This is a genomic window from Nitrobacter sp. 62-13, from assembly GCF_001896955.1.
GTDB lineage: Bacteria > Pseudomonadota > Alphaproteobacteria > Rhizobiales > Xanthobacteraceae > Nitrobacter.
Genome location: NZ_MKRN01000104.1, coordinates 1 through 7,583, shown reverse-complemented (window position 1 = coordinate 7,583; position 7,583 = coordinate 1). Strand labels below are relative to the sequence as shown.

The window sequence follows — 7,583 nt, the reverse complement described above, 5'->3', positions numbered from 1 at the left end:
CCATGGCACATCGGCACGCTCTATCACCGCAGTCCGGTGCTGCCGCATCTTTTGCTGTCGCTGCTGCGGGCCGAGGGCGATCTGATTGTCGGCGACAACGAACCCTATGCGGTGAGCGATATCACCGACTACACCATCCCCGTGCATGGCGAGGCGCGCGGGCTGATGAATACCGGCATCGAGATCCGGCAGGATTTGATTGCTGATGAAACCGGACAGGCACAGTGGGCGAAGCGATTGACGCGGCTGTTCCGCGAGATCGAGGCGACGCTGATCGCGCCGCAATCGTCCTACGCCTGAAACCTCGTGTGACTGATGCCGGCGATGCGGCTCCGGCTGTCGGAGGGTCTGCGGCGAAGCAATCCTATTACAGTTCGTTGATGGATTGCTTCGCCTGCAATGACGTTTCGACTTAACTTGTTTTCCATTCAGCTAAGCGAGCTAAATGCGTCCCATCAGGAGTAGGATAATCAGAATGATGATCACCAATCCGAGGCCGCCGCCGCCGTAATAGCCGGTGCCGTAAAACGGCCCGCCGCCGATGCCGCTGAAGCCGCCAAGCAGTGCGATAATAAGAATGATGAGAATGATTGTACCGATGCTCATGTCGTTCCTCGCTCAGGCTTAATGATGCATGAGAAGTGCGATGAGAATGATCAACGGGATCGGAATCCCGATCAGCCAGAGAAGAAGTCCGCGTCCGAAGCCCATGTTTTTCGCCTCCTGTTGATGAGGCGACAACGCGACGCGCGGCGCGTCGTTCCCGTAGAGGAACTGAACTATTTCTCTGCCATCGACGGAACCAAACTCAGCCGAGCGCGCGCAACTCGCGGCGCAATTGCCTTGCCGGCGGCAGTCATCGGCAGACTGTTATCACGCGCAATCCAGTGATCATCGATAGGCTCAATCGTGTCCCGGACACGATGCGGCATTGTTCATGCTCCTCCGCCGAACCTGAACCGCCGCAAACATTGACATTGGATGACCCCGGATCAGCCGCGCATCACGTCGCGGGCACGACGCGCGGCGCCGCGTCCGGGGCACGCATGATGATCTAACCCGTCAACGCGGCCTTCACCACGCCGCTGGCTTTGCCGAAATCCATCTGCCCCGCATATTTGGCCTTCAGCGCGCCGATCACCTTGCCCATGTCCTTGATGCCGGCCGCTCCGGTCTCGGCTATAGTAGCTGCGACGGCGGACTTCATATCGTCGTCCGACATCTGCTTCGGCAGATAGCCGGAGATCACGAGAATTTCGGCCCGCTCCTGCGCCGCCAGTTCCTCGCGGCCGCCTTTCTCGTAAAGCTCGACCGATTCCTGACGCTGCTTGATCATCTTCTGCAGAAGGCCGAGCAGATCGCCATCCGAGAGCGGCGGCTTGCCCTGCCCGCGCGCTTCGATGTCGGCGTTCTTGATGGTGGAGTTGACCATCCGCAGCGTGGACAGCTTGCGCTCGTCCTTGGCCTTCATGGCCTCCTTGACGGCGTTGTTGATGTCGTCGCGCAGCATCGGAAAGCCTCCTCCAGCGTGCAAAGCGGGTAGCGAATGTCAGATTCACTGCACTAGCGGCTTGGAACGCCGCCGAATTCGTTTCAGAATCTGATGTAAACCGCGGCGGCACGCGAGACAACCGGAGTTTGACGCCGACGCGGACGCGGGCTATGTCATGCGCTCATGACCACATCGGAAAACGCTTCAGCCTGGCCGGACCTCAAACCGACCGCGCTTCTCGTGCTCGCCGACGGCACAGTGCTCGAAGGCTTCGGTCTCGGCGCGGAGGGTCAGGCGGTCGGCGAAGTCTGCTTCAACACGGCGATGACCGGCTACGAGGAAATCCTCACCGATCCTTCCTATGCCGGGCAGCTCATCACCTTCACTTTTCCGCACATCGGCAACGTCGGCGCCAACGACGAAGACATCGAGACAGTGAACATGGCGGCGACGCCGGGTGCGCGCGGCGTCATCCTGCGCAGCGCCGTCACCTCGCCGTCGAACTACCGCGCCGCCAAACACCTCGACGCCTGGCTGAGGGCGCGCGGCATCATCGGCATCTCTGGCATCGACACCCGCGCGCTCACCGCGATGATCCGCACCAAGGGCATGCCCAACGCGGTGGTCGCGCACGCGAGGGACGGCGAGTTCGACCTGCACGGATTGAAGGAAGAAGCGCGCGAGTGGCCGGGCCTCGAGGGCATGGACCTGGTGCCGATGGTGACGTCGAGCCAGCGCTACACCTGGGACGAGACGCCTTGGGCGTGGGGCCAGGGATTCGGCCGGCAGGACCAGCCGGAATTCAACGTCGTCGCCGTCGACTACGGCATCAAGCGCAACATCCTGCGCCTGCTCGCCGGCGAAGGCTGCAAGATTACTGTAGTGCCGGCAACCACGTCGGCAGACGACATCCTGTCCATGAAACCGGACGGCGTGTTTCTCTCGAACGGCCCCGGCGATCCGGCCGAGACAGGCAAATACGCTGTGCCGACGATCCGGAAAGTGATCGAGTCGGGGATGCCCACCTTCGGCATCTGCCTCGGTCACCAGATGCTCGGCCTCGCGGTCGGCGCGAAAACCAGGAAGATGCATCAGGGGCACCACGGCGCCAATCATCCGGTCAGGGACGAGACCACCGGCAAGGTGGAGATCACCTCGATGAACCACGGCTTCGCCGTGGACGAGGCGACGCTGCCAAAGGGCGCAAAGCAGACCCACGTCTCGCTGTTCGACGGCTCCAACTGCGGCCTCGAACTCGAGGGCAAGCCGGTGTTCTCCGTACAATATCACCCCGAAGCTTCACCGGGACCGCGCGACTCGCATTATCTCTTCAGGCGCTTCGCCGACCTGATGCGGGCGAACAAGCGGACGTAGGCCTACCGGTAATCAGGCTTCGTCATCCGCCGACAAGTCCGCTTCGACGGGTCGATGACAGGCTCCGGCGGACGAAGAGCGTCATCACTTCACCCAGCTCGCCGCAAGCCACAGCGCAATGTGGCGACGACGCCGCTGCCGGCGTTCGCCTCAATCGGCAATGCCGGCGTCCGGCGGATCGATGCCGAGCGCGGTAGCAAGCGCGATCAGATGATCCTGCTCTTCGACGAGAATGCCCCGCAGGCTTTCGGCGATCGCGAATTCATTCAATTCATCCGCCTGCCGGACCCTGCGCCGATATTGGCGTATCGTCTCCTTCTCGTTCGCCAGATCGAACTTCAACATGTCTTCCGCCTTCTCCGACGTCTTGACCGGCTTCGGCGTCACCGAAGGCATGCCGCCGAGATAATCGATATGGTTGGCGACCTTGAGCGCATGCGCGAGTTCCTCACCGGCATGAACCGCCAGTTCGTCGGCAATATTCATGTATTCCGCGCCCTTGAGGACCTGGGAATAATTCACATAGGCGATGATGGCCTGATACTCGCGCGACAGGTCCTCGTTGAGACCTTCGATGAGTTGTTTGCGGGTGACGGTCGGCTGGTCGGATTTGGACATATCTTCTCCTGTCGGTGCTTGATTGGGCTACCATCTGACGAGCCTGCGCGATTCTCGGCTCGGCGCGCGGCAAGCTTCACGGGCTGGCAGCCCGGTGACGAAATCGCTGGGCAGTTACGCGTTGTGACGGCAATAATGACGGAACCCTCGTAGTTCGGCGTCGCCCGGGGCCAAATCTCCTGATTCTCCGCCCGACAATGTCCGGCGGACACTCGGTTTCAAGGCCACGCGATACCCTCTACATGCTGTCAACGCGCCGCTATAAAACGGGTTCCGGCAAGGGAACGAGATAACAGACACCCCATGAATGACTGGATCGACTACTACGATTCCCCGCATACGATTTACGTCAGCAAGCTGCATCGCGACGTCCATTTCCAGACCATCGCCCGGGACATCATCGGCTACATCTCCTCGAGGGAGTCCGTCGTACTGGATTACGCCTGCGGCGAGGCGCTTTCTGCGGAAATGGTGGCCGACGCCTGTGGCCGGCTTATCCTCGCGGAGCCCGCGCCGGGCGTTCGCGGCCGGTTGGTCGCGCGGTTCGCGCCCAACACAAAAATCCGTGTGCGCGCGCTGGACGACCTCCGGCACATGGAGGACAGGTCGGTCGATCTGGCGGTGATGAACTCGGTCATACAATATATGACGCCCGACGAGTTCGATGCCGCGATCGTGACCGTTCGCCGGTTGCTCAAGCCGGCAGGTCGTCTGGTGGTGGGCGATGTCCTGCAGCCCAATGTGGGAATGGGGGGCGACGTGATCGCGCTGCTTCGCTTCGCGGCGAAGCATGGCTTCGTGAAGGACGCGCTGCTCGGGCTGGCCCGCACGGCCCTGTCCGACTATCGGCAGTTGCGCACCAGGATCGGGCTGCAGCGCTACAGCGAGGCCGACATGCTCGCCAGGCTTGCCGCCGCCGGCTTCACGGCGACGCGGGCGGCAGTCAATATCGGCCATAACCCGTCGCGCATGACGTTTGTGGCGCGTCACGCTTTCGAGCGCAGCCGCAACGCCGCGGCGCAAAGTAAGCGCATGACAGATTCGACGTGACGAATGCCGCCGATCGCAGCCTTCCGTACCGACCTACAGCTCGCCGTCAGTAAGGAGCCCGCAAGGTGCGGGCTCCTTTCGATCCGCTACCAGCGGTGCCAGTGACGATGATGCCAGTGACGATGACGCCAGTGGTGGAACCGCGGCGGACCGTAGTACCCCCACGCACCATAGAAGCGTCTGTTGGGCACGCAGCGTCCCCAGCCGTTGATGTGCCAGCCGGGTCCGCAGCGCCAGCCGACTTGCGTGACGGGACCGGTCGTGTCGTGCAGCGGCGCGACAGGCATCGCTTGCGCTGACGCGATGCCGAGGCCGGCGGCGAAAGCGATAGAGGCCAAGAATTTCATGTTGCTTCCTCCTTGAACTCGGAAAGCAGAATTTCACCGCAATGCCGCTGAATGTGCGATGAAGGGCGCTGTCGGATTTTTGCCTCAATGCAACCGCCGCGCTTCCGTGCTCCCCGCGTGGCTCATCCGGACCGACACTCTCTGCCAGGGAGAGTGAAAACCTTCGCGGATCGTGCGCACCGGCAACGAAATCGAACGGCGCTGCACGCGTTCTGACGGCACGAAAAATCGCGCAGCGGAAGATCGCTAATATTTATTCTGATGGAGCGGATTCGATGAATCGAACATCGGTCTGCGACCTGGAAGCCGCTGCTCTGCCACTAAGCTAAACCCGCACGGCGCGGAGATAGCACATCGCGGACGCCCATGCGCCGAGTTTGCAATTAACGTTACAGTGAGCAATCGCTCGACCCGGCGGAAATATTTGCAAATATACCCGCGGCCCGGTGGCGGAAGTCGACGCGGGAGCTGTGCAAAGCTTTTTATCCTGGTTCAAGTCCAGGCTGGGCCTCCAACTTCCCTCGATCGTTCTGGATCGGCTGCTGCGCGTCAAAATCGGCTCAAATTGACGGTTGATGAGGCACTTATAGTCCTTCCCCGCCCCGGAAAACTGGTCTAAAGACACCTCGCGCGCGCAGATCGCGCTCTTGCCCAAGGGACGCGCCGCCGCGCGCCCTTTTTTTGTGCCCAGTTTTTCGTTTTCCAGGACTTAATGCCTAAACGCTCCGACATATCGACCATCCTCATCATCGGCGCCGGGCCGATCGTCATCGGTCAGGCCTGCGAATTCGACTATTCCGGCACCCAGGCAGTGAAGGCGCTGAAGGAGGAGGGTTACCGGGTCGTCCTGGTCAATTCCAATCCGGCGACCATCATGACCGACCCGGAGCTGGCCGACGCCACCTATATCGAGCCCATCACTCCGGACATCGTCGCCAGGATCATCGAAAAAGAACGCCATGTCGTCCCCGGCGGCTTCGCGCTGCTGCCGACGATGGGCGGCCAGACCGCGCTGAACTGCGCGCTGTCGCTGCGCAGGCTGGGCACGCTCGACCAGTTCGACGTCGAGATGATCGGCGCCACCGCGGACGCCATCGACAAGGCCGAAGACCGGCAGCTTTTCCGCGAGGCCATGACCAGGATCGGTCTCGAGACCCCGAAATCCCGCCTCGCCAATGCATCCGCGATGAAAAAGGCCGATCGCGACCGCCACCTCGCCGAGAAGGAGAAGCTCTCCGGCGACGCGCTCGCCGAATTCGAACGGCAATGGAGGCTCGGCGAGAACGAGCGGCGCAAGCGCTACCAGCAGCAGGCGATGGCGGAAGCGCTGATGGCGCTGTCGGAGATCGGCCTGCCCGCGATCATCCGGCCCTCCTTCACCATGGGCGGCACCGGCGGCGGCATCGCCTATACCCGCGACGAATTCCTCGACATCATCGAGCGCGGCCTGGATGCTTCCCCGACCAACGAGGTGCTGATCGAAGAAAGCGTGCTCGGCTGGAAAGAGTACGAGATGGAGGTCGTCCGCGACAAGAAGGACAACTGCATCATCGTCTGCTCGATCGAGAACCTCGATCCGATGGGCGTGCACACCGGCGATTCCATCACGGTGGCGCCGGCGTTGACACTGACCGACAAGGAATACCAGATCATGCGCGACGCCTCTCTGGCGGTGCTGCGCGAGATCGGCGTCGAGACCGGCGGCTCCAACGTGCAGTTCGGCGTCGACCCTGCCGACGGCCGCATGGTCATCATCGAAATGAATCCGCGCGTGTCGCGCTCCTCCGCGCTCGCATCAAAAGCGACCGGCTTCCCGATCGCCAAGGTCGCGGCCAAGCTCGCGGTCGGCTACACCCTCGACGAGATCGCCAACGACATCACCGGCGGCGCGACGCCGGCCTCGTTCGAGCCCAGCATCGACTACGTCGTCACCAAGATTCCGCGCTTCGCCTTCGAAAAATTTCCCGGCGCCTCCACCACGCTAACCACCTCGATGAAGTCGGTCGGCGAAGTGATGGCGATCGGCCGCACCTTTCAGGAAAGCCTGCAAAAGGCGCTGCGCGGGCTGGAGACCGGACTCACCGGCCTTGACGAGATCGATATCGAGGGCGTCGGCAAGGGCGACGACAAGAATGCGATCCGCGCCGCGCTCGGCACGCCGACCCCCAACCGGCTGCTGCAGGTCGCGCAGGCGATGCGGCTCGGCTGGAGCGACGAGGACATCTTCAATTCCTGCAAGATCGACCCGTGGTTCCTCGCCGAACTGCGTGGCATCGTGGAAATGGAGAACAAAGTCCGCGCCGATGGCCTGCCGGGCAACGCCTTCGGCATGCGGACGCTTAAAAGCATGGGCTTTTCCGACGCGCGCCTCGCGGTGCTCGCAGGCAAGACGGAGACGGAGGTCAAGACGCTCCGCCGGACGCTCGGCGTGCGCCCGGCCTACAAGCGCATCGACACCTGCGCCGCGGAATTCGCCTCGCCGACCGCGTATATGTACTCGACCTATGAGCCGCCCTTCGCAGGTAACGTTGCCGACGAAAGCGCCCCGTCGGACAAGACCAAGGTCGTGATCCTCGGCGGCGGCCCCAACCGCATCGGCCAGGGCATCGAGTTCGACTATTGCTGCTGCCATGCCTGCTTCGCGCTGTCGGATGCTGGCTACGAGACCATCATGGTCAACTGCAACCCGGAAACGGTGTCGA

Annotated in this window: 8 protein-coding genes and 2 tRNA genes; 5 read left to right on the top strand and 5 right to left on the bottom strand. The window is 62.3% G+C overall.

Annotation, left to right across the window (positions count from 1 at the left end):
- Positions 1-300 (top strand): N-formylglutamate amidohydrolase (locus tag BGN91_RS09040; RefSeq protein ID WP_292612428.1); only part of this gene is annotated, 300 nt, incomplete at its 5' end.
- Positions 301-441: 141 nt separating this feature from the next.
- On the opposite strand, the gene BGN91_RS09035 is transcribed toward BGN91_RS09040, so the two are convergent.
- Positions 442-606 (bottom strand): DUF3309 family protein, encoded by a 165-nt coding sequence (locus BGN91_RS09035; RefSeq protein WP_292612426.1) that lies wholly within the window; start codon positions 604-606, stop codon positions 442-444.
- Between the two features lie 448 nt (positions 607-1,054).
- Entirely contained in the window at positions 1,055-1,510 is a 456-nt protein-coding gene (locus BGN91_RS09030) for a GatB/YqeY domain-containing protein (RefSeq protein WP_292612424.1), read from the bottom strand.
- 165 nt (positions 1,511-1,675) lie between these two features.
- On the opposite strand from BGN91_RS09030, the gene carA reads away from it, so the two are divergent.
- Positions 1,676-2,866: a glutamine-hydrolyzing carbamoyl-phosphate synthase small subunit gene (gene carA / locus BGN91_RS09025; RefSeq protein WP_292612422.1), complete on the top strand. Its 1,191-nt coding sequence runs from the start codon at positions 1,676-1,678 to the stop codon at positions 2,864-2,866.
- Between the two features lie 150 nt (positions 2,867-3,016).
- Here carA and BGN91_RS09020 read toward each other — a convergent pair whose 3' ends face one another.
- Positions 3,017-3,484, bottom strand: a complete 468-nt coding sequence (locus BGN91_RS09020) for a ferritin-like domain-containing protein (RefSeq protein ID WP_292612420.1) — start codon at positions 3,482-3,484, stop codon at positions 3,017-3,019.
- 303 nt (positions 3,485-3,787) lie between these two features.
- Between BGN91_RS09020 and BGN91_RS09015 the strand changes: the two genes are divergently transcribed.
- Positions 3,788-4,534, top strand: a complete 747-nt coding sequence (locus tag BGN91_RS09015) for a class I SAM-dependent methyltransferase (RefSeq protein ID WP_292612418.1) — start codon at positions 3,788-3,790, stop codon at positions 4,532-4,534.
- 86 nt (positions 4,535-4,620) lie between these two features.
- On the opposite strand, the gene BGN91_RS09010 is transcribed toward BGN91_RS09015, so the two are convergent.
- A complete protein-coding gene (locus tag BGN91_RS09010; protein ID WP_292612416.1) occupies positions 4,621-4,881 on the bottom strand; it encodes a hypothetical protein in 261 nt (86 codons plus the stop codon).
- A 262-nt stretch (positions 4,882-5,143) separates the two neighbouring features.
- Positions 5,144-5,216, bottom strand: a tRNA-OTHER gene (locus BGN91_RS09005).
- 105 nt (positions 5,217-5,321) lie between these two features.
- Between BGN91_RS09005 and BGN91_RS09000 the strand changes: the two genes are divergently transcribed.
- Both BGN91_RS09000 and carB read left to right on the top strand, forming a co-directional pair.
- Positions 5,322-5,395 (top strand) — tRNA-OTHER (locus BGN91_RS09000).
- A gap of 198 nt (positions 5,396-5,593) precedes the next feature.
- The coding region (gene carB, locus BGN91_RS08995) for a carbamoyl-phosphate synthase large subunit (protein WP_292612414.1) at positions 5,594-7,583 on the top strand (1,990 nt) is incomplete at its 3' end.